At 63.0% G+C, this 23,418-nt stretch carries 8 protein-coding genes; 5 read left to right on the top strand and 3 right to left on the bottom strand.

The features are described 5' to 3' along the window. The first annotated feature begins 185 nt into the window (after positions 1-185). The 4 genes from gspE to HF257_RS32900 all read left to right on the top strand — a co-directional run bounded on the left by gspE (position 186) and on the right by HF257_RS32900 (position 16,863). The gene (gspE, locus tag HF257_RS32915) at positions 186-1,604 is read left to right on the top strand and encodes a type II secretion system ATPase GspE (RefSeq protein ID WP_185710912.1); all 1,419 of its coding nucleotides are present in this window, start codon (positions 186-188) and stop codon (positions 1,602-1,604) included. Next, positions 1,604-2,815 (top strand): type II secretion system inner membrane protein GspF, encoded by a 1,212-nt coding sequence (gspF, locus tag HF257_RS32910; RefSeq protein WP_185710913.1) that lies wholly within the window; start codon positions 1,604-1,606, stop codon positions 2,813-2,815. The genes gspE and gspF overlap by 1 nt, the downstream gene beginning before the upstream one ends. A 351-nt stretch (positions 2,816-3,166) precedes the next feature. Next, the gene (locus HF257_RS32905; RefSeq protein WP_185710914.1) at positions 3,167-4,369 is read left to right on the top strand and encodes a substrate-binding domain-containing protein; all 1,203 of its coding nucleotides are present in this window, start codon (positions 3,167-3,169) and stop codon (positions 4,367-4,369) included. A gap of 209 nt (positions 4,370-4,578) precedes the next feature. Further along, positions 4,579-16,863, top strand: a complete 12,285-nt coding sequence (locus tag HF257_RS32900; protein ID WP_185710915.1) for a filamentous haemagglutinin family protein — start codon at positions 4,579-4,581, stop codon at positions 16,861-16,863. Positions 16,864-16,921: 58 nt separating this feature from the next. On the opposite strand, the gene HF257_RS32895 is transcribed toward HF257_RS32900, so the two are convergent. The 3 genes from HF257_RS32895 to HF257_RS32885 all read right to left on the bottom strand — a co-directional run bounded on the left by HF257_RS32895 (position 16,922) and on the right by HF257_RS32885 (position 22,100). Continuing rightward, positions 16,922-18,511, bottom strand: a complete 1,590-nt coding sequence (locus HF257_RS32895; RefSeq protein WP_185710916.1) for a hypothetical protein — start codon at positions 18,509-18,511, stop codon at positions 16,922-16,924. Positions 18,512-18,576: 65 nt separating this feature from the next. Next, positions 18,577-20,310: a hypothetical protein gene (locus HF257_RS32890; protein WP_185710917.1), complete on the bottom strand. Its 1,734-nt coding sequence runs from the start codon at positions 20,308-20,310 to the stop codon at positions 18,577-18,579. Then, entirely contained in the window at positions 20,307-22,100 is a 1,794-nt protein-coding gene (locus tag HF257_RS32885; protein ID WP_185710918.1) for a tyrosinase family protein, read from the bottom strand. The genes HF257_RS32890 and HF257_RS32885 overlap by 4 nt, the downstream gene beginning before the upstream one ends. A gap of 158 nt (positions 22,101-22,258) precedes the next feature. Between HF257_RS32885 and HF257_RS32880 the strand changes: the two genes are divergently transcribed. Beyond that, positions 22,259-22,747, top strand: coding sequence for an Lrp/AsnC family transcriptional regulator (locus tag HF257_RS32880; RefSeq protein WP_185710919.1), 489 nt, complete (start codon positions 22,259-22,261; stop codon positions 22,745-22,747). Positions 22,748-23,418 lie beyond the last annotated feature (671 nt).

Here is a 23,418-nt window from a genome sequence, read left to right as displayed (position 1 = left end):
GGCGGCGGCCCCCCACATCCCTGTCGAATTCCGGGCACACCGAGCCTAGGCGAGGTGCCGAGTGTTGGGGCAAGAGCGTTTTGCTTACTTTTGCGCTTTTCAAAAGTGAGCCGCTGTAAGAGCGGAACCAATAGCCGCCGTTACAACAGCAACGGATATGTACACCTACAAACAGGGCCAACCCAATGAGCCTGCTACCTTACGCCTGGGCCAAATCCCAACGCATCCTCCTGCGTTCTAACGAAGAGGGCATGCTACTCACGGTGTGCCCCTCAACCCCCGGCTGGTCCATCAGCGAAGTCCAACGCCAGTTCGGCCAGTCCCACATCGAACAGGTCCGCGATGACGAACTCGACGGCCTGCTCACCAGCGCCTACGCCGACACCGGCAGCGCCGCCGCCGTCGTGGGCGCCGCCGAAAACGAGGTCGACCTCGACCGCCTGATGCAAGACATGCCCGAAGTCACCGACCTGCTCGACACCCAGGACGGTGCCCCGGTGATCCGCATGATCAACGCCTTGCTCACCCAAGCCGCCCGGGACGAGGCCAGTGACATCCACATCGAACCCTACGAAACCCACTCCGTGGTGCGCTATCGCGTCGACGGCACCCTGCGCGACGTGGTCTCACCCCGCAAGGCCCTGCACGGCGCGTTGGTGTCGCGCATCAAGATCATGGCCCAGCTCGACATCGCCGAAAAACGCCTGCCCCAGGATGGCCGTATTGCCCTGCGCGTAGCGGGCAGGCCGATTGATATTCGGGTGTCGACGGTGCCCACCGGGCATGGCGAGCGGGTAGTGATGCGGTTGTTGGACAAGCAGGCGGGTCGCCTGCAATTGGAGACATTGGGCATGGAGCCGCAACTGCTGGCGCGCCTGGACACGTTGATCCGCCAACCCCACGGCATCGTGCTGGTCACCGGCCCCACCGGCAGCGGCAAGACCACCAGCCTGTATGCAGCCCTGGCGCGGTTGGATGCGAGCACCAGCAATATCCTCACCGTGGAAGACCCGGTGGAATACGACCTTCCGGGCATCAGCCAGATCCAGGTGAATGCCAAGATCGACATGACTTTCGGCCTGGCCCTGCGTGCGATCCTGCGCCAGGACCCGGACATCATCATGATCGGCGAGATCCGAGATCTTGAGACCGCGCAAATTGCGGTACAGGCCTCGCTGACCGGTCACCTGGTGCTGGCGACGTTGCACACCAACGATGCGGTGTCGGCGGTCAACCGGCTGATCGATATGGGGGTCGAACCGTTCCTGCTCGCCTCATCGCTGCTCGGTGTATTGGCCCAACGCCTGGTGCGCCGCCTGTGCCCGCATTGCAAGCAGGAAGACCCGGCCGCCCCCGGCACTTGGCGTCCGGTGGGGTGCGCGCAGTGCAACGGCATCGGCTACAGCGGGCGTACCGGTATCCATGAGTTGTTCTGCGTCGACGACGATGTACGCAGCCTGATCCACCAGGGCGCCAACGAGCAGGACCTGCGCGTGGCGGCCCGCCGCGCCGGGATGTTCAGCATGCGTGAAGACGGGGAGCGCTGGGTACGCAGCGGCGCCACCGCGCCCGAAGAAATCCTGCGCGTAACACGGGACGCCTGATGAATCGCTATCGCTTCGAGGCCGCCGATGCCAGCGGCAAGGTCGAGTCCGGGCATGTGGAGGCCGACAGCCAAAGCGCGGCGTTTGCCAGTTTGCGCAGCCGGGGGTTGACCGCACTGCTGGTGCAGCTCGAAGGCAATCAGCCAACCACCGGCGGCAGTAGCCTGTTCAGCGCCAAGCTGTCGGACAACGACCTGGCCTGGGCCACACGCCAGTTGGCGAGCCTGCTGGGTGCCAGCCTGCCGTTGGAAGCCGCGTTGAGTGCGACGGTGGAGCAGGCCGAGAAAAAACACATCGCCCAGACCTTGAGCGCGGTGCGCGCCGATGTGCGCGGCGGCATGCGCCTGGCCGATGCGTTGGCCGCACGGCCACGGGACTTCCCGTCGATCTACCGCGCGTTGATTGCGGCGGGGGAGGAGTCGGGTGACCTGGCCCAGGTGATGGAGCGCCTGGCCGACTACATCGAGGAGCGCAACAACCTGCGGGGCAAGATTCTTACCGCGTTTATCTACCCCGGTGTGGTGGGGTTGGTGTCCATCGGCATCGTGATTTTCCTCCTCAGTTACGTGGTGCCCCAGGTGGTCAGCGCGTTTTCCCAGGCGCGCCAGGACCTGCCGGGGCTGACCTTGGCGATGCTCAATGCCAGCGACTTTATCCGCGCCTGGGGTTGGTTGTGTTTTGCCGGCATCGTCGGCGGTTTTTGGAGCTGGCGCCTGTATTTGCGCAATCCCGTGGCGCGCCTGAATTGGCACAGCCGGGTGCTGCGGTTGCCGTTGATCGGGCGCTTTGTGTTGGGCCTGAACACGGCGCGCTTCGCCTCGACCCTGGCGATTCTGGGCGGCGCCGGTGTGCCGTTGCTGCGTGCCTTGGAAGCGGCGCGGCAAACCTTGTCCAATGACCGCCTTGATCAGTGCGTCAGCGACGCCACCGCCAAAGTGCGCGAAGGCGTCAACCTGGCGCCAGCGCTGGCGGTGGAGAAGGTGTTCCCGCCGGTGCTGATCCACCTGATCGCCAGCGGCGAAAAGACCGGCTCGCTGCCGCCGATGCTGGAGCGGGCGGCGCAAACGCTGTCCCGTGATATCGAACGCCGCGCAATGGGCATGACGGCGTTGCTGGAGCCATTGATGATCGTGGTGATGGGGGCGGTGGTGTTGGTTATCGTCATGGCCGTGCTGTTGCCGATCATCGAGATCAACCAGCTCGTCACCTGAACACGCGCAATCAAAAAATGTGGGAGCTCTGTGTTTTCAGTCTCCCGCCCAACCTCGGGTTCCTCATTCCGTCACATACCAAGGTTTATGCCGCCTCCAACCGTGCCCGTTGAAACCTCGCTGTCACCTGCGTCCAAACCGCTCAAAACCATGACCAAAACACCCGAGAATCTTTTTAAAATCAAGGATTTCCTCCCGAGGTTTTTTCCCACAAACGTCATCGGAAACTGCGACTTTCTCTCCATGGTTTTCACCCCTGGCCACCCCCGCTTCAGGCTTGGGACCGAAGCCATGGCGTCATGCAAGAGCCATCTACCCCAAACGTACAAACACGACGAAAGGAGATTCTTCATGTTTAAGCGCAACGTTCTCGCGGTATCCATGACCCTCGCTGCACTGTGCTCGGCCCAGGCTGCAATGGCTGACATCAACGGCGGCGGCGCGACCTTGCCGCAAAAGTTGTACTTGACCCCTGACGTATTGACTGCCGGTTTCGCCCCGTACATCGGCGTGGGCAGCGGCAAAGGCAAAATCGCGTTCCTGGAAAACAAGTACAACCAATTCGGCACCGACACTACCAAGAACGTTCACTGGGCCGGTAGCGACTCCAAGCTGACCGCGACTGAGCTGGCGACCTACGCTGCTGACAAAGAGCCGGGCTGGGGCAAATTGATCCAAGTGCCTTCGGTGGCCACGTCCGTTGCAATCCCTTTCCGCAAGGCAGGTGCCAACGCGGTTGACCTGAGTGTCAAAGAGTTGTGCGGTGTGTTCTCTGGCCGTATCGCTGACTGGAGCGGTATTACCGGCGCAGGCCGTAGCGGTCCGATCCAAGTGGTTTATCGCGCTGAAAGCAGCGGCACCACTGAGTTGTTCACCCGTTTCCTGAACGCCAAGTGCACCACTGAACCGGGCACCTTTGCCGTCACCACGACGTTCGCCAACAGCTACAGCCTCGGTCTGACGCCGCTGGCCGGTGCTGTTGCCGCTACCGGTAGCGACGGTGTAATGGCTGCCTTGAACGACACCACTGTCGCTGAAGGCCGCATCACCTACATGAGCCCTGACTTCGCCGCCCCAACCCTGGCTGGCCTGGACGACGCTACCAAGGTTGCCCGAGTTGGCAAGGGCGTGGTCAACGGTGTTGCCGTCGAAGGCAAGTCGCCAGCCGCTGCTAACGTAAGTGCTGCCATCAGCGTCGTACCGTTGCCAGCTGCAGCTGACCGTGGCAACCCTGACGTGTGGGTGCCAGTGTTCGGTGCTACCACTGGTGGCGGTGTAGTGGCTTACCCAGACTCGGGCTACCCGATCCTGGGCTTCACCAACCTGATCTTCAGCCAGTGCTACGCCAACGCCACTCAGACCGGCCAAGTGCGTGACTTCTTTACCAAGCACTATGGCACCTCTGCCAACAACGATGCCGCCATCGAAGCCAACGCGTTCGTACCGCTGCCATCCAACTGGAAAGCCGCTGTTCGTGCCAGTTTCCTGACCGCCAGCAATGCCCTGAGCATCGGCAACACCAACGTCTGCAACGGCAAAGGTCGTCCTCAGTAATCGACGCCTTAGCGACCTGCAACACCTGATCAGCAACGGCCCAGGCCGTTGCTGATTTTTGCGTTTCTGCCTGCCGTTACCAGCCCTATATGAACTTTGCATGACAGAAGTTCAGTCGTGCCTTGCGCCAACCGCCTAACCCTCATACGTGAGCGTGTCTTGCCCGCTGTGCGATGACACATGTGCGATAACAAACAAGGAATTTCCAGATGGTCCGCTGCAAACCAACGGTAAACCGCAAAGCCCAGACTGTGTTGCGCCTCAAGCCCCTGGCGCAGGCCATCGCCTTGTTGATGGTGGCGGGTAACGCCCATGCCGCCACGGCGTTCAGTGCCGGCTGGTTTGCCGAGAAAGGTGCGTCTCAAGCGACCACGGCGGCACGCGTGAACGGCGGGCAGGTGCCGGGAATTCCTTCGTTGAACGAGCAGGCACGGGTCAACCAGCAGTTGGCGCGCTCAATCAGCACGCTCAACACCAGCGTCGCGGCGATTGCCGCCCAGCAGGCAGCGCAGGCGGCAGGGCGACAAGCTGCGTTCGGCCAGGTATCGAACGTTCCCGATGGCCTCGGCAAGGGCGGCCTGCAAGTCGACAACAGCCTCACCCAAGGCTGGACCAACGCCAAGAACCCGACCCAGGCCCAATCCGGCGGCAAGACCACGGTCACCATCGAGCAGACCGCCGACAAGGCGATTCTCAACTGGGAAACCTTCAACGTCGGGCGTAACACCACCGTGGATTTCCAGCAGCAGTCCAATTGGGCCGTGCTCAACCGCGTCAACGATCCCAATGCACGGCCGAGTGAGATCCAGGGCCAGATCAACGGCGCCGGCACCGTGATGATCATGAACCGCAACGGCGTGGTGTTCAGCGGCACCAGCCAGGTCAACGTGCGCAACCTGGTGGCCGCCGCCGCGAACATCACCGATGAGCAGTTCACCCAGCGCGGCATTTACGTGGACGCCACCGGCACCCAGCCAACCTTTACCGATGCGGCGGGCAAGGTCGAGGTGCAACGCGGCGCGTTGATCCAGACCCACAGCCCGGCCACCTCCACAGACTCCGGTGGTTACGCCCTGTTGCTGGGTTCCGAGGTAGAGAACGCCGGCACCATCATTACAGCCAAGGGCCAGACCACCCTAGCGGCGGGCGACAGCTTCTACATCCGCAAGGGCGTCGGTACGAGCGGCAACGACCGCTCCACCACTCGTGGCAATGAAGTGGCCACCACCCTCAAGGCTGGCAGCACTGCCGGCAAGGTTACCAACAGCGGCCTGATCATGGCTTCTACCGGCGACATCACCCTGACCGGTCATCAAGTGCTGCAGAACGGCGTGGCCCTGGCCAGTACCTCGGTGGATACTCGCGGCACCATTCACCTGCTCAACTCCGCCACCGACACCACCGGCAGCGTGACCCTGGGGGAGGGCAGCACCACCGCCATCCTGCTGGACAGCAGTGGCAGCACCGCGCTCGACAGCCAAAAAAACAACGGCCTGACTCAGTTTGATGGCTTGGGTAACCCTCTGATCACTGGGGCCTTCAACAATTTGAGCGGCGTGGCCGACCGTACCGATCAGTCGCGCATCGAGATCGTCAGCGGCGGCACCGTGGACTTCCAGAAAGGCTCGATTACCTTGGCCACCGGTGGCCAGGTTGCCGTCAGTGCCGCTGGGCGCAGCCTGGTGCGTGATGGCGCAATGATCGACGTGTCGGGCGCCATCGGCGTCAAGGTGTCGATGGAAGCCAACAACATCAAGATAAACGTGCAGGGCAACGAACAGCGTGATGCGCCGGTCAACCGCGACAATGGGCAACTGATCAACAACGACGTGTGGGTTGACCTGCGTGAACTGGTGTTCGTCCCGGCCGGCACCAATGGCTACGCAACAGACCGCTGGTACACCGCCGGCGGTTTGCTGGAAGTCGGTGGTTACCTTGGCACCCAAGGCCATTCGGTGGGCGAATGGATGGCCCAGGGCGGCACCGTGACCTTCACCGGCAAGGACGTGGTGACTCAGCAGGGCGCGCACATCAACCTGTCGGGCGGCACCGTGGATGTGCAGGCTGGTTACATCCAGCAAACCTGGCTCAAAGGGCCGGATGGCCGGTTGTATGAGCTGTCACGCGCGCCGGGCGACATTCTGTATTCGGGCATCTACAAGGGCTATGAATCCACCAGCGCCCGCTGGGGCCAGACCGAGTATTTCTACAATCCGTTGGTCGCTCAGCAGCGTCGCTATGAGTCGGGCTACACGGTGGGTCGCGATGCAGGCAAGTTGGTAGTCGGCACGAGCAGCGCAGTGCTGGAAGGCCAGGTGATCAGCGATGTGTTTCAAGGGGACCGCCAGACCCAGGCGCCGAATATCAACCTTGACGGTTACCAACAGTCGCAGAAGGCGATGGCCCAGCGCGCGCAGTTGATCATTGGCCAGTACACACCGATCTACAACAAGACCACCGGTACCCTGCGCTATGCCCTGAACGGCACCGCTGACAATGTGCTGATCGACAGCAATATCCAAAAGATCGCCGAAGGCCTGGACCTCACCACGGCGCTGCCAGCGGATCGCCAGGGCAAGCTGGTACTCGACAGCGACCAACTCAGCGGCTTCCAGTTGGGCGCAATCAAGGTCGGCGCCAAGCAGCAGATTACGGTTAACGGCGCACTGAGCGTGGCGGACGGTGGGGATATCACCCTGTTCGGGCCAGGGGTCGCTATCAACGCGAACCTCACGGCCCACGGCGGCAGTATCAACGCGGGCAACATCCTTAATCAGATCAATCTCAACTCGGGTAACACCGTAGGGGATGTGATCGCGCCTGGTAGCGGGCGGGTCGATGTGGCAGCAGGCGTCAAGCTGGATGCCACCGGGCGTTGGAACAACCTGGTGCTCGACCCGAACAATCGCGACGGCGTGGCGTATGTGAACGGCGGCAAGGTGTCGCTGCGCAGCACCGGCGATGTGAACCTGGCGACCGGCAGTGTGGTGGACGCCTCTTCGGGCGCCACCTTGGGTGTGGATGGCAAGCTCAGCGGCGGCAAGGGCGGCGACGTGACCCTGGCAGCGCAGGGTTCATTGGCCATGGACGGCGAGGTTCGCGGTTATGGCGTCAGCGGTGGCGGCATCCTGGCCCTGCAGGCGCGCAAAGTACAGATCGGCGATAGCGCCACGGCGCCGGGTACCGGCACGTTGCAACTGGCCGGCGACTTCTTCAACAAGGGCTTTTCGGCCTACGACATCACCGGTAATGAGGGGCTGTTGGTCACGGACGGCACGCAGGTGGACGTCACCGTGCCGGTCTTGCACCTGGGTGAGCAGACGTTGGCAACGCCCAGCGGCAGCGACCCGGCTTCGGCCCTTGAGCGCTGGACGCCGGCGCTCTACCAGGAAAACCCCGTGCAAGGCGTGTTGAGCCAGCGCCGTGGCGCCAGCCTGACCCTGACGGCCGGCTCCAAGGACTCCACCGCGGCACACCTGGCAACCACCGCCTTGACCGTCGGCAACGGTGCCGTGATCAATGTCGATCCCGGCCAGGGTATCAGCCTGCGCAGCGTCGGCCAGTTGACCTTGAACGGCACCCTGAATGCCTGGGGTGGCAGTGTCAGCCTGGGTGGCCTGACGGTATCACAGCAGACGTGGGAACAGCCCAATGCCATTGGCCATGATCGCTCGATCTGGGTGGGCGAAAACGCGCTGATCGATGTCGCATCGCGAGCGATCACGGCGGTGAACAACCGTGGCGATATTTATGGTCGGGTCAGCAACGGTGGCACGATCAGCATCGGCGGCCAGATCGACCTGGCCACTGGCATTGCCAAGGCCGGCGATGTGTTTGTGGTGGTGCGCGAGGGCGCGCGGTTAGACGCGTCCGGTACCCAGGCTGTGCTTGATGTTCCAGGCCAGGGCCGGGTGGCGGTGGCCAGTAATGGCGGCAGCATCAGTTTTGCATCCAACAACGGTTTGTATCTGGACGGCAGCTTTGTGGCCCGGGCCGGTGGCGCGGGCGCGGCGGGCGGCAGCTTGTCGCTGGCGCTGGAAAGTCCGTATTACGCCAAAAACGCGGTGAACGACCGCGTGCTCAAGGTGCGTGAACTGGTCCTCAGTCAAACCCATCAAGCCAGCGCATTGCCGGGCGATGCCGACCCCGCCGCCGTCAGCCTTGCGTACGGCCATGGCCGCCTCGGCGTGGACCAGATCACCGCCGGGGGCTTTGACAACCTGGCCCTGCTCAGCAACGGTTTGCTCAGTTTTGACGGTGATGTGACGTTGAACATGGGCCAAAGCCTGCGGCTTTACAGCACCAGCTATAACCTCAGTGAAGGGGCCGCGAGCCATTCGCGTGTCAACTTGTCGGCGCCGTACCTGTTGTTGGCCGGCATTCTGGCCCCCGCAGAGACCGGTAAAGAAGCCTACGTGCGTGCGGTACCGGCGTTGGCCAACCCGTCCCAGTTGGCAACCACCGCGCAGTTCAATGCCAGCGCGAACCTGATCGATGTGCGAGGTAGCGTGCTGTTTGGCAACAACAGCAACCTGGCGCAGGCCAATAACGCGCAAATCAGCCTGGAACGTCGCGGGTTTGATGATGTACAGCTGACGAGCCAGGGTGACCTGCGCTTCCTCGCTGGCGCCGGTGCGGACGTGGTTGCCCAGGGGATCAGTACCCAATTGATGACTCAGGGCGACATGACCCTGCGCGCGGCGCAGTTGTATCCGGCGACAGAGGTCGGTGCCCGGGTGCTGGCCGGTTATCTGAATGGCAAGCCCGCCAATGACACGGGTTTCAACTACGACCCCACGCGCACCTTGACCATCGCTCGCACGGGCGACAGCAACGCAGCCATCCCGTTCTCGGCATTTGGTCGCTTGCAGTTGGGCGGCGCGACCATCAAACAGGGCGGGGTAATACGTGCCCCATTGGGCTTGATCGAGATTGGCAACCTCGGTTCCAGCCGTGTGGAGTTGTTGCCGGGCAGCTTGACCTCGGTAAGCGGCAAGGGCTTGGTGCTGCCTTATGGCGGTACCGTGGATGGCCAGGTCTACAAGTACAACGGCAAGACGGTGACGTTCCTCGGGCAAGGCGGTGCAAACGAAGCAGGCGGTTTGTATGTCGGGATGATTCTGGGTGGCCAGTCAGTGGTCGTGCAGCCTGACGCAACCGTGGATTTGTCCGGTGGTGGCGAGCTGCTCGGCGCCGGGTTTATTTCCGGGCGTGGCGGTTCTACCGATGCACGCTACAACCCGTTGGTGCAGTTTGGCGTGAACGGCGGCTTCAGCCTGCCGGGGCTGGCGACCAACCCGGTCTATGCCATTGTGCCGGGCGTGCAGCCAGGCTATGCGCCCGTGGCGCCGGAAGGCGGCGCAGTGGACCCGATGATCGGCCAGCAAATCACCATCGGCGCCGGCGTGCCGGGGCTGGCGGCGGGCACCTATACCCTGATGCCGTCAACCTATGCCCTGATGCCGGGCGCTTTCCGCGTGGAAATCAATGGCCTGGCAGGCCTGGGCAGCCTCGGTGCAACCCAGCAAATGCGCAATGGCTCATGGTCCACCGCTGGGCGCCTGTCAATCGCCAATACCGGCATCAGCAACAGCACGGCCAGCCAAGTCATCCTGACGTCGGCTGACACCCTGCGCCGTTACTCCCAGTACAACGAAATGAGCTACGCGCAGTACGCGGTAGCCGATGCGGCCAAGCTCGGTATACCGCGCGCATTGCTGCCGGTGGATGCCAAGACCTTGCAATTGGCGTTGCGCCCGGGGGCGGGGGTTGATGCGTTTTCGTTCCAGGGTATCGGCCGCTTCGAGGCCGCTGATGGCGGTTACGGAGGCACCGTAGCCCTTATCAACGCGGATGGTTCCCGAAACAGAATCGAGATCGTGGCGGCGGGCAAGGGCGCCAGCGCCGATTTCAGGGGCGTCAGCGTGGCCGCTGAAAGCCTTAACGCCTTAGGCGCTTCACGCTTGGTGATCGGTGGGATGACATTGGTCAGGTACGGTCAGGGCGGCAACTACATCCTTGCCACCAAAGGCAGCACCGGGTCGATTATCTTGAGGGAGGGCGCGACCCTGGCAGCGCCGGAAGTGCTGATGCTGACCTCCACCGGTAACATCGTCGTCGAGCAGGGTGCCTCGATCAATACCATTGGCCGTGGCAAGGCCAGTTATGACGCGCGAGACGGCTTCATCTACAGCGTGGCTAACATGTTGGCGGTGTCTAACGGCTTGCTTAACGTGATCGGTGCGCAGCAACCTGACGCCAGTGCGGGCATCCAACTGGGCGTATGTAACAGTGCAGCTTGCACGGGGCAGACCGCCTTGTATTCCGAGGGCTCTATTGTTGCGCTCACCGACAGCAGCCTGCAGATGGGCGACGAACTGCGCTACGGCACCCGTCACCTGAACGTGGGGGTGTCGAGCATCAACGTTGGCAGCCCCGAAGCCTTGGCCGAGGCGGCGGCGGGCAAGCGCCTGCCAACGGGCATGACCCTCAGCCAGCAGTTGCTTGAACGCTTGCTGCGCGGTGACACCCAGTTCGGCGCCCCGGCGCTGGAAACCCTGCAACTGTCCGCACGTGACAGCTTCAACTTCTACGGCACCACCACCCTGGACACCTACGACGCGGTGACCGGCAAGTCCTTGCTGAACAACCTGATGATCTCCACTCCGGCGATCTATGGTTCGGGCAGCGCCAATGACGTGGCGACGATCCACACCGCCAACCTGATCTGGCAGGGCGCCGAGGCGCGGCCTATTCCCGCGATTACCGATGGAGCCGGCACCGGTAGCGGGCGCCTGGATATCAACGCCGAGCGCATCGAATTCGGTTACGGGGACTTTGCCCAGCCGAGTAGAACCGCATCCTTTGATCGCCTGGCACTGGGCTTTGCCAACGTCAATTTGAATGCCAGCCAGCGCATCACCACCAACCACAAGGGCAGCTTGTCGGTGTACCAGAGCCAGGGCGCCTACGACCCCCTCAAGGGATTTGCCTACACGGGCGGCAACCTGAACATCGTCACGCCGCTGATGACCGGTGAGGCCGGCTCGGTGAATCGCATCACCGCCGGTGGCGTCATTGACGTTCGTTCCTCGGGTGGCCCGGTGGGCAAGGCAGAGGGATATGGCGCCGAGCTTTCACTGCAAGGCGACAGCATTCGCCTGGCCAGCGCCGTGGTATTGCCCAGCGGTAAGGTGACGCTGGGCGCGCGGGGCGACGTGGTGTTGACCGACACCTCATTGATCGATGTGGCCGGCCGTGCCATTGCCTTTAACGACCTGACCAAATACAGCGCCGGCGGCGAAGTGCTGCTGGAAAGCCGCGCGGGTAATGTGTTGCAGGCGGCCGGTTCGAGCATCGACCTGTCGGCGCAGCACAACCAGGCGGGCAAGCTGCGCGCCGTGGCGGTGGATGGCGCGGCGGGGATCGTCGACCTGGCGGGCAAGATCGTCGCCAGCAGCAGCGGTGACTACGATGCTGGCGGCACGCGTGTGCCGTACCTGGCGGGCACGGTGGAGATCCAGGCCCAACGCCTGGGCACCAGCGGTACCCTCACCGAGCAGTTCGCGGCGCTCAACCAGCGTCTCAACAGTGGCCAGGTGTACGGTGCGCGCAGCTTCCAGCTCAAGCAGGGCGACCTGGTCATCGGCAATGACGTCAAGGCCAACACCGTCAATGTGTCGGTGGACAACGGCAGCCTGCGGGTGACCGGACGGGTGGACGCCAGCGGCCAGCGGGTCGGCAATATCAACCTGGCGGCCAAGAACGGCCTGACCCTGGATGGCAGCGCAGTACTCGATGCCCACGGCACGCAATTGCGGGTGGACAGCTATGGCCAGATCATTGACTCGCCCAACCGCGCCATTGTGGTGCTGGGCTCCGGCAACGGCCAACTGACCCTGGCCGACGGCGCGCGTATCGACCTGCGCCACGGCACCGACGCCACCGGCAATGACGGGCGCAACCGTGGCACCCTGGAGCTGAACGCCCCGCGGATTATCAACCCGGACGGCACCAGCAATGACATCGCGATTGACGCCCGCGGGCAACTGACGATCGAGGGTGCACGCTCCATCGCCCTCAACGGCATGATCAGCTACGACGATGCCCCCACCAAAACCGACGACACACCCAGCGGGCGCCCCTACCAGGCGATCGACAAGGCCTATCTGGACAAAAAGCATGAGTTGAGTACCAAGTTCATCGAGGCGGTCCTGAGCAACAACAACCTGCTGCAAAACAAACTCGCCGGCTTGAACAACGCGACCTACGGCGACGTGTTCCACGTGCGTCCTGGGGTGGAAATCATCAGCAAGACTCCGGACGGCGACCTGGTGGTGCAAGGCGACCTGGACCTGTCCGGCTACCGCTATGCCAGCCTCAAATCGCCGCAGTTGACCGAAGCCGGCAGCCTGACCCTGCGCGCCGGTGGCGACTTGAATATCTACGGCAGCATCAATGACGGCTTTGCAACGCCAGCTGAGACTGACGATGACAATGGCTGGGTACTGCGTGCCGGCATTGACTACACCGGCGGCACGGTGGTGGTGCCGGGCAGCGGCGTGACCCTGGCAGCTGGCACGCAGTTCCCCGCCGGTATCACGCTGAATTTCGATGTGCAGACCAATGCCCTGTCGCTGCCTGAGGGAACCCGCTTGCCTGTCGCGGCAAAGCTCACTCAAACCCTGGAGCTTCAGGCCGGGACGGTGTTGGCGGCGGATATCCACGATGCATCCGGCACGCTTTTGTTTGCCGCCGGCACGTTGCTGAGCCAGAACCAGACGCTCGCCGCTGGCACCGTCCTGGAAGCTGGCACGCTGCTGGGCAGCCGAGCCAGCTTCGATAGCATGACCTGGCCCAAAGGCGTGCCGTTGGCTGCAAACCTGACCTTGGCCAGCGATAAAGTCCTGCCACGCGGTGCGCTGTTGCCGTCGGGTACCAACGTCAAACTGCCGGGCGGCGTGGAGTCGGTAGCGCTGCGTGTCGCCGATGCCGGACGCCAGGGCAAAAACTGGGCGGTTGCGAAGATGCTGGAAGAGGGCTCGCAGTCGTGGTCGATACGCCTGGTGGCCGGGGCCGATACGCAGGCGGCAGACAGCCGCCTGCTGCAGCCGCATCCATCCACCGGTAACTTGCGCCTTGCCGACAGCCATTACGGGATGTTCGGGGTGGCTGGCGAAGGCGCGCTGGTGTGGACAGAGGCGGGCGCCATCGACTGGTTTGGCGACGCCAGCAGGGCCGGCGAACCGATCGACTTCGACAACGATGGATACCCTGGAATGTGTGATGACTTCCCTGAGTACTGCGCTTCGGGTGGTGGTGCCTACACCTTGGAGTCAGGCGGCAGCACCCGCTTCAGCGTGGTGCGTACCGGCGCGGCAGACCTGGAGCTGTTGGCTGCGGGGAACCTGAGCATGGAGTCGCTGTTCGGTGTCTACACCGCCGGCAGTTCGTCCACCGGTACGTCGGCCAATGACCCGTATAACCTCAAGCGCGCCGTGGGCAGCAATGGCAAGGTCTTGAGCAATGCGGCGGGTGGCAACGAGAAGCTGGTCGATGGCGGAACCGAAAGCCTCTATCGCGCCTGGTACCCGAATGGGGGCGGCAACCTGTTGTTGAAAGTGGGTGGAAACCTTAGCGGTAACGCCCTCAGTGCGGCATCCGTACGCGTCGGGCGCCCGGTCAATGATCTTGACCATGACTCCGTCAACGTCGGTAACTGGCTGTGGCGCCAAGGCAACGGATTGACCGGCAGTCAGGCACAAGCCACTGCCTGGTGGATCAACTTCGGGTCCTATGCCGCCGGCATAACGGGCAAGACCGACCAGATGGTGGGTTTCACCGGCTTTGGGACCTTGGGCGGTGGCAATCTGAATGTCGACGTAGACGGGAATGCGGGTGTCCTCACCGCTGTGCGCAGCAGCGACAACGCTGTCAACGCCCGTAGCCAAGGCTTGGTCTTGGCGGTCGGCAGTACGGGGCGCGTAGCGGCTGACGGCAGCGTACAACTGACCGGTGGTGGCGACCTGAACCTGCGGGTGGGGGGGGTTGTGAACCCGGCCGCCGGGTACGCCATCGACCAACTCAATGGGGCGTTGGTGGACCTGCGCGGGCATGTGCAGTTGACCGGCGGTGCGCTGGGCAGCCTGACCTTGCGTTATGGCAATCAGAACCGAGAGCAGAGCCCCAGCGAGGTGCGTGCGTACGATCCATTGCGCTCGACGTCCGCCTTGCCGGGCGGCGGCATGAGCCTGCTGCCGGGGGATGCGACCTTCAGCCTGGCGACCCGTGGCGACCTGGTGGTGCAGGAGGTGGCCGACCCTGGGCGGGCGCCACAAATGAACGCTTCGGGCTTCGCGGACGGGTTTGCGCAAAACTGGTTCAGCCTGTGGACCGACCGCACGGCGGTGGACCTGTTCTCCGCAGGGGGCAACCTCACGCCACTGACCCAGACGCTGGAAACCGATATGGCGGCGGTCTATCCCGCCACCCTGCGTGCGGTCGCCGCCAGTGGCAGCCTGTATTACGGACGTGCGGCGGCGCAGGACGGGGCCAACGTACCCGCCGTCAAAGCGCTGGTGCTGGCGCCGTCGAGCAATGGGCAACTGGAATTGTTGGCAGGGGATTCGATCTACGGGGGTGACCTGACCGTCAGCCGCTCCAGTGCGGCCCCGGCTAGCATGGCGACCATCCTGAACCCGGCGTTCATGGGGTTCCTGGCAAATGGGCGGCCAGTCGTGGGCAGCGGCAACGTGTCCAGCGATGGCAGCGTGGTGCGCTTGGGGCTCCATCCGCTGTTCGCCTTCGGCGCCAACACCGCCAGCCTGGCGTGGGGCGATGACCTGGAACCTGCACGGTTCTATGCGTTGAGCGGTGACCTGCTGGGGGTGAACAGTGGGCGTCAGATCACGATCACGACATCCAGCGATCCGCGCTACAGGCAGACCTATTACGAGGGCGCGGGCCCGGTCTGGATGTTGGCCGGACGCGATATCGTCAGGAGCGGCACCCTGCTCAGTGGCGCCAGCGGCGGCGACGGGAACACCGGTTTCTATACCACCACCGGCAACCTGTTCGTGCATAACGGCCCTACGGATATTTCGGTGGTCAGTGCCGGACGTGACATTCTCTACAGCAGTTTCAACGTCGCAGGCCCCGGCACCCTGGAGTTGACCGCGGGGCGCACGATCCTGATGGAAGACAAGGTTGGCGTGAACAGCGTGGGTGCCGTGGCACCCGGCGACACCCGCCCCGGCGCAAGCATCGTCATGCAAGCCGGTGTCGGTCCCAGCGGCCCTGACTACCTGCGCTTCGTCGAGGCTTACCTGAACCCTGCCAACCTGGCGCAACCGGGTGAGTCGATCCAGGGCGGCAAAGTGGCCAAGACTTACGAAAACGAACTGGTCAGTTGGCTCGCCGAGCGCTTCGGTTTTGCCGGCACCGCCGAACAGGCTCGCGCCTACTACGCAGCACTGCCTGCCGAGCAGCAACGGGTGTTTGCCCGCGACGTGTACTTCGCCGAACTCAAGGCGGCAGGGCGCGAATACAACCAGGATGGCAGCGTGCGCCAGGGCAGTTACCTGCGGGGCCGCGCGGCGATCGCAGCTTTGTTCCCCGAGCGCGACGTGGCCGGTAATCCGATCACCTACAAAGGCGACATCACGATGTTCGGCGGCGCGGGCGTGCACACCAACTTCGGTGGCTCGATCCAGATGCTCACCCCAGGTGGCAGCCAGACCTTCGGTATCGAAGGCGCGGCACCACCGTCGACGGCGGGCGTGATTACCCAGGGCGCAGGCGATATCCAGCTGTACTCCCTGGGCAGCATCCTGCTGGGCCAAAGCCGCATCATGACCACCTTTGGCGGCTCGATCATGGGCTGGACCGCCGAGGGTGATATCAACGCCGGGCGGGGTTCCAAGACCACCGTGGTGTACACGCCGCCCAAGCGGGTCTACGACAACTGGGGCAACGTGAGCCTGTCGCCGTCGGTGCCGAGCACCGGCGCGGGGATCGCCACGTTGAACCCGATTCCGGAAGTGCCGGCGGGGGACATCGACCTGATCGCCCCGTTGGGCACCATCGATGCGGGCGAGGCGGGCATCCGGGTGTCGGGCAACATCAACATTGCCGCGTTGCGGGTGGTGAACGCGGCGAACATCCAGACTCAAGGCAAGTCTTCCGGGGTGCCGGTGACAGCCGCCGTCAACACCGGCGCCATGAGCTCGGCCAGTGCTGCGGGCGCAGCGGCGTCTCAGGCAGCCGAAGACGCGGCGCGCAGCCAACAGGCAGCGGCCAAGCAAGGCCGCCCCTCGATTGTCACGGTGGAAGTGTTGAGCTTTGGCAGCGAGCCGGTTGAGCGCAGCCCGCAGGAAGGCCAGAAAACCTCGGGCTACAACCCCAACAGCCCGGTGCAAGTGCTGGGTGCCGGGCCGCTGGGTGAACAGGCGCGAGCACGGTTGACGGATGAGGAGCGCAAGCAAATCAGCCTGTAGGACTTTTGAAGGACCTCTCGATGTAACCGTTTGGGGCGATCAATGATCGCCCCTTTTTTTAGTGATCATCCTTGAGGGTCTTGAAGCCTTCGATGCGCTTGATCAGGCGGGTGTTTTTCGCCGAATCGGCATTGCCGAACAGGAACGAGAAGTCCGAGGCCAGGTTGGATTTACCGGCAATGGCCGCGTATTGGTGGCAATCGTTGCAGTTGTCGTTCTGCACGTAGGTTTCCAGGGTGGTGTTGGCCACGGGCACGCTTTGATCGCTGACGTACGGCCCATAGGACAACGGCGTCTTCACGTTCGGCCCCGGCCCTGGTTCGTTGGGGGCGTTGGGCGTCTTGGACCACAGCACATTCACCAGTTTGTAGTACTGGAACACCGATTGCCCTTGGGTCTGCTGGGCGAACGTCTGCTGTACTGCCGCATTCAGCGCCTGCATGTCCTGTGGCAAGGCATTGGCCCGAGTGGCCTGCACCGGTTGCTCAAGTGGGGTGCAATTGGGCGGTGTGTGGGTGGCGTCGCATTGCACCCGCGCCACGTTCGGCGTGCAGGCGTCGCCTGTACAGGCTGGGTTGTTGAACGTGTAGCCCTGGGGCGGCGGCGTGTCACCGGCGTCGGGCACATTGTCGACTTGCTCGAAAGTGGTCCAGATAAAATTCGGCTGGGTCTGGGTCTTGTTGATGATGTGCAGGCCCACCAGGCCCACTACTTCCTGGGTGCATTTGAGGGTGTCGGGGCGTTGCAGCCAGGCCACGGTGGTCAGGTAGCGTCCATACAATTGCGGCTGGTTGGTGAGCACACGCCAAGCGGCCTTGAGCTCCAGGGCGCCAAGTTCTTCCTGAGGCAGGGCGTTGGTCGGCAGTTCACGCACTAGCTTGCCGGCCGGCAACGACAGGCCTGCCGGGTGCCGGTTGTCGCTGTTCTGCGCCACGATCAATTGGTTGGCGGCGTCGTACAGACCGTTGTCGACGATGTAGTCGAACTCCGCCTTGCCGACTTTGCGCTCGAAAAACACCAGGTTGCCGGCCTGATCCGTCAGCCAGCCACCGGAGGCTTCCATGATCGAATCGGGCAAGGTGACCTGCGTGCCGCTGGACAGGTGAAAGCGATGCGCACGGTTGATCGCGCTTTCCGAGGTGGCGGTGATGAACTTGCGTGCTCCCGACGAGAACGCCTTGAGGGTGTTGCTGGCGGTGCAATTGGACGGCACCAGGGTTTGCACGCCCCAGCCGGAGGGCTTGGCAGCACCGGGCAGGAAGATGTCGCTGGCGTCCTTGTAGCTGGCCCATACCGGCGCGTTGCTCATCGGTTGGCCGGGCGTCGACGGTACGCCGAAGTGTGCGGCGCTGCTGTTGGGGTCGGGCTCTCCCGCCAGGGCCGGGTTGGCGGGCCAGCCAGGGTTGACCGGCCAGTTCATCGCGATAAACAACTGCCAGCCAAAACAGTTGAGAAACGCTTGCTCGGTACCGAAGTTATTGACGGGTAGAAACCCACCGCTGGCAGGGTTGAACACCAGTTGCTGGACGCACGATTGCGCGTCCGACGCGCTGGCCGGTTGTGGCGCCAGCAGGGGCAGCAGCGCACAGGCCAGCCACCCCAACATACTCAAGCGTGCCCGGCGAAGCGGGCGAGGCCATCCGTACATGATTGCATTCCTTGCTCAAGGCTTTGGGGAAGCCGCCCATGCCTGGCATGGGCGGCGGGTGGCACTCAGGCGTCGGGCACCAGAGCCAGGCCGCTTTCCCACGGGTGCTGGGTGGCGCTGGGGTTGGCGGCTTCGGCAGGGTTGAGGGCGCGCACGGTAACCAGTCCCGGCGCGGCCGTGCTGCTCACGTTGATGGTCATGATGTAGCCCTGGGTACCGCCTCCGTCGGTTTGCCCGGGAATCGCCGAGGCATCCGGCAGGAACTGCGTGACCTGAGCCGTGACCCCTGGGTTGGAGAACTGTACCCGTGCGTTCGCCGCTGTGGTCTTGAGGTCGGCGCCCTGGACCACTAGCACGAACTGGCCGGATGAACCGGGTGCCAACGAGGCGGGCAAGTCGGTGGGCGACTGGCCGTAGAACAAGTCCAGCGGCAGCAATTGCACCGGCCAGGGTTGCGCATCGGTGTTGTTCGCCGCCACGCAGTCACTTTCGCCGGGCGTGGCGGTGAGCGGCGCCGGGGTCACGCTGAGGGCTACGTCGAGCTGCTCGGCGATCACCCACACATAGTCGATCGGCGTGCCGTTGATGGTGATGTCGTTGATCGAGAACCCTGCACTGAGTGGCACTTCGAAGACCGCCTGCAGGATCTGGTCGGACGCGTTCGGCCCCGTGCCGGCACTGCCGCGCGTGACGCGCCAATAACCACTCACATCCTGGCCTTGCGGGCCTTTCCAGGTGCTGAAGGACTTGGGTTGTTGCAGGTACAGGCCGATGGGGTTGGTCAGGGATAGCAGGTTCTTGACCGCCGCCTGGTTGGCGGAAAAACCGATATGCGGGTCGGAGTTGCGGTAGTTCTGCCCATATTGGGCGCAGCAGATCAGGCTTTGCTGGTTGGCGCTGCTTTTGATCGGCCGCAGGATCGTGGCCGCGGCCGCCAGGTAGATCTCTGCACTCAGGGTGTTAGGGCCGGACGTCAGGTGCATCGCACCGCCCGATACACCCGGCAGCCGTACGGTACCCGAATTCCATTTGTTCACGGTGTCGTAGGCAGGACGGCCCGTGGTCTCATCGATCACCGGGTCGCCGGCTTTGCCGGTGGGACCGTCGGCGGTGTAGCGCAGGTACAGGTCTTCGAGTTTTACCTGCGGGTCGACGTACCCCTGGTACAGCCCCAGCACCGCGTTCGGGTCGATGTTCCACATGGTCAGGAAATACGCCGGGTTCTCACTGGTGAACTGGATGCTGCGCATATTGCCGTTGGGGTCGCGGGTGATCGACCACTCGCAATACTCATCCAGCCAGCCCCGTGGGCCATTGGGCGAGAAGTCGGCGTAGGGGCCGTTCCAGTTGATGGACTTGCACAGCACGCTGGGGATCTGCAGCTGGGTGGCGGCCGGGTCCGGGTACAGCGAATAGAGCGTGCCGTTGAGGGTGATCTGGCCGTGGTCGGTCAACTGCATCACTTGGTCCAGGGTCATGGCCTGGCCATTCAGTTGGGGCACCACGGCGGCGCCATTGTTATAGAAGAACGTCCACAGCCGATTGGGGAACGGTTGCCAGATGATCGTCACTGGGGTCAGCGTGCCGTAGCCGCTTTCCAGCGGGTTGTAATACCCCGAGCGCGGGGCGTCGTTGAGGTTCGACCAGGGGTTGCCGATGACCGACATCTGGGTCCAGCCGGTGACGTTGTTGTTCCAGTCCGTTTCAAACTGCGGCAGCTGATTTTCCAGGCCCAGCCGGTTGTAGTCCTTGGGGGCTTGTTCGGCGGGCGAGGTGAATTGCTTGAACGGCGTGCTCATGTCGATTCTCCAGCGTGGGTAGATGCAGCAGTGGCACAGCAACCGGCGCCCGGAGCGGGACCGGCAGAGGTGTGGCGTGGGTCGTCCCACACCAGTTGGGCGGTAAAACCAGGCAGTGGCGCGTACGCGTCGGGGGGCAATACCTGGCCACTTTCCAGGTGGGTTACGCGCAGCGATAACTGCGCCGCGTCACTCGGTCCCAGGTTCAGCGCCTTGGTGCTGCGCGCCGCATTCAACGCGCGCGATACGCCCTGGGTAATGCAACGGCCCTTGTCATCCACCAGGCCCATGCCGATGCGGCTGAAACGCCCGACGTAGTGCGGGTTGTCAGAATTGACCTGCTGCGCGGTGGCATCGGGCTGATTGAGAAAGACGTCGATCAGAAAGGTGTCGTGGGTGCAACGCACATGGTCGAACACCACCCACGGGCCGGTGTTTGTCGCTTGCGCCTGGCAGCACGCTGCGGGCTTGGCTGCGCCGAACTGTGGCGCCACCGGCGTACCGTAGTCGTAGCCGATATGCCGGCTGTCCTGGGCCATGTCACCCAGCGTGGTGTAGCGCCAGGCTTCGGCGCTGGTGAAGGTCACCTCATCTGCTGCGTGACCGGCGAAGGGCTGCAACAGGCACTGAGTGGTGTACTGCGCCGCCGGGTTGGCGCGGATCCACACCTCCAGCATGCGGTCGATATTGGCGTGGTAGGAGCAAAACACCGGGTCGAAGGCGGTGTAGGCATTGTCGGCCATGTCGCCGCCGATCCAGCCGTGATAGTTGTCGTGGGGTTGCTCGTAAAGCCCGTCGAAATTCAACGCGCGGTTGGGGTACAGGTTGTCCGGTTGCGGCGGGTCGAACGTGGTGATGTTGGCCCACGGATAGCCCGGCACCCCTTGCGGCTGGCTGAAGGTGGTGAAGGCGAGGGCGTCGATCACCTGCTGTTGGAAGATCCGGCTCATGCCATACAACTGGGTGCGCTCAACGCGGAACACTTCGCCCTGGGTGTAGAACAACGGATTGCGCTGCACGTACAGGCAGTCCACACCGTCGACGCTGCCGCTGGCGCAGACTTTCGAGCGGCCATCCTTGGCTGCCGCATAACGCAGCGGGTTGCGCCGTACTTCGCCGGTGTGCGGGTGCACGTAGGTTTCATCGAGAAACGCCTGGGGCAACCCGGCCTCGGGGCTGCCATCGACGCTGGCATGTTCGGCCATCCAGTCCCAATACGGGATCGGGCAGTCGATCAACGCCTCCAGATACAGCAGGTAGGCGCGATGCCACAGGGCAAAGGCTTCCTGGTAATGCAGGCACCAATTGGTATGGATGTAGGCGTAGCGCTGCCACGGTGAGCCGCCGTCTGGATCGCCAATGTGCATCACATCATCCAGCTTGGCGCGGTACAGGTTCAGTTGTTCGGGGCTCAGGGCGCGGATGTCCGGGCGCACCCGCTTGACCGGGTGTGGCAGCGCCGGTGGCGGGATGCGTTCGGCCCGGTCAAACGGCGAAATACTGTCCCGCCGCCAGCCCTGGTTGACCCACAGGCGAAAGGTTTCCAACGCGTCGATGGGCCAGAATTGCTGTGCGTCAGTGGTCAGCGGCATGTTGCGCGAGGCGAGGTGCTGGTAAATGGTCAGCGACCAGATCTTGACCGAGTCGAGGTCCTCCAGGAACACGTCGTAGGCATTCATGCAGCCCACCCACGTGGCCGCCACAGCGGCGCGTTCTGCGGCGGGTATCCAGTACGGCGCGCTGAAAAGTCCTTGGATATCAGCGGTCCATGTCGGTTTCGCGACTATCATAAGATCCCTCTCATGCCGCCCTGGGGCCAGGTGTTGGCTGGGCTGCTAAGCTGAATCGATGTTAAGGAGCCACTGCGCAGGATTTGTGCAAATTGGCCCGTCTTCGCGACGGATTCATTGCAATTTTCAAGGACGATTTTCAACCGATGACAGACGCCATGGATTTGAAAATTCTGGGCAGGCTGCAAAAGGATTGCGGCCAGAGCCTGGACTTGTTGAGCGACAGCGTAGGGCTGTCGTCCACCAGTTGTTACCGACGCATCCGCCGTATGGAAAGCGTGGGGATTATTAAGGCCAAGGTTGCGGTACTCGATGAGCACAAGTTGGGCATCCAGGTGACCGCGTTTTTTTTGATCAAGCTGGACAAGGACAGCAACGGGATTGACCGCAAGATGCAACACATCCTCGCCAGCCACCCGGAGATCCAGGACTGCTACCTGATGACGGGGGAGTTTGATTTTGTGATGGTTGCCAAGTTCAGGGATGCCACGGAGTACACCGATTACATCTATCGGTTTCTGGAGACTTATCGGGAGATTCCGATTCGTACTTATTCGTCGACGTTGGTGGTTAGGACGGTTAAGAAGTCTTATGAGTTGCCTTTGTATGGGGGGGGGGTGTTGATGGTGTACATATCCGTTATTTAGGTAACGGCTGATATGGGTTCCGCCCTTACGGCGGGTCACTTTGGAAAAGAGCCGGAATGCCGGCCCAGCCCAAAGTAACCAAAGGGCTCTTGCCCCAACACTCGGCACCTCGCCTAGGCTCGGTGTGCCCTCACTTCGGCCAGCGTGTTTGACGGGGCGCCTCAGATTAAAAGCAAGAGCGCGGCGGCCTGATAGCCGACCGGTATGTGTGTGTCGCATTGGGTCAAACTGTAGGAGCTGGTTGCACAGGGTATGGAGGCCGGACGCGGTCAAAAAATGTGGGAGCGGGCTTGCTCGCAAATGCGGTGGATCAGCCAGTTAATTTGCTGACTGACACACTGCATTCGCGAGCAAGCCCGCTCCCACATTTGGATCTCCATATATCAGGCAGACCTCGGTTTGCTTCGGCTCTGGCTCTGGCTCTGTTTTTGATCTTGATCTTGATCCTAGGCGCCCCGTTAAACCACGCTGGCCGAACGCAGGCTTGAATCCGTGGGTAACCCGGCAGGACGCCGGGTTAGCCGCGCTGGGCCAGGGATGGCCCATCGCGGCGGCCCACGGATTCAAGCCGGAGAGAGGGCACACCGAGCCTAGGCGAGGTGCCGAGTGGTGGGGCGAAGCGTTTTGCTTACTTTTGCGCTCTTCAAACGTGAGCCGCTGTAAGAGCGGAA

This window comes from Pseudomonas cremoris (genome assembly GCF_014230465.1).
The sequence above is the reverse complement of the archived record's forward strand: the minus strand, read 5'-3'. Positions and strand labels throughout refer to the sequence as shown.